Annotated in this window: 2 protein-coding genes; both read right to left on the bottom strand. The window is 54.2% G+C overall.

Annotation, left to right across the window (positions count from 1 at the left end; translation table 11 throughout):
• Positions 1 to 66 precede the first annotated feature (66 nt).
• Positions 67 to 417 (bottom strand): hypothetical protein, encoded by a 351-nt coding sequence (locus tag J5224_RS32435; RefSeq protein WP_264629048.1) that lies wholly within the window; start codon positions 415 to 417, stop codon positions 67 to 69.
• A gap of 45 nt (positions 418 to 462) precedes the next feature.
• On the bottom strand, positions 463 to 744 hold a 282-nt coding region (locus tag J5224_RS32430), incomplete at its 5' end, for a hypothetical protein (protein ID WP_264629047.1).

Genomic DNA, 744 nt, shown 5'->3' with positions numbered 1-744 from the left:
CGCAATACGCTGCGGGTTGAGCGCCTGGCGGTTGGTGGCAACGCATAACGGAAGGGCGGCGGCCACTCATTGGCCTTTCGCCGTGAACTGCATCTTTACCGTCTCCAGCTCTGCCGCCGCTTGTGCCATGCGCGCCACCTGGGTTAAATCGGGCAGCGGAAAAACCGCCGTCAATGCCGCCAGGCGTTGCATAAAATCTGCATGGGCTGCGGCACAAACCATCAGAACCACCACCTGATTTTCACCCTGCGCCGCCTGAATACGTGGAGCCAGATACGCCAGCGCATTGGCCGGACTTAAATAACTGCCGGTTGCCGTTTTCTGGCCTGCGCCGTACACCCACGGATGTACCGGCACCACGGCGCAATGAATGGCGGCCATGTCTGCCGGAAAACGAATATCCGCATCACGCCACATCGGCCTTTGCTCCTCATCAAATAGGTACACAGTGGCACTCACTGATTATTTACCGATAGCGTGATAACACACATCAATGGCAGTACCTGCGCCGGAACCACTCCACTGGTTCCACGCCACAGAAAAGCCCGTCTTTGACAGAGATCGAACTCTCATCACCCAACCATTGACCTCGGGGTTGCCATTCTCTTGAATAAAAATCATTGGGTTTTCTGTAAACACTTTCGGGAAAACGACATCAAGCAGCGCACCAATGGTTAAACCAAATCGGCCAAATAGCTCAATACGGCCATCGGTATATTTTCGCCAATAAAAACCGCTTCCACT

Source organism: Candidatus Symbiopectobacterium sp. NZEC135 (assembly GCF_025962695.1).
Note: the sequence above shows the minus strand (reverse complement) of the source record. Positions and strands in the feature narration are given on the sequence as shown.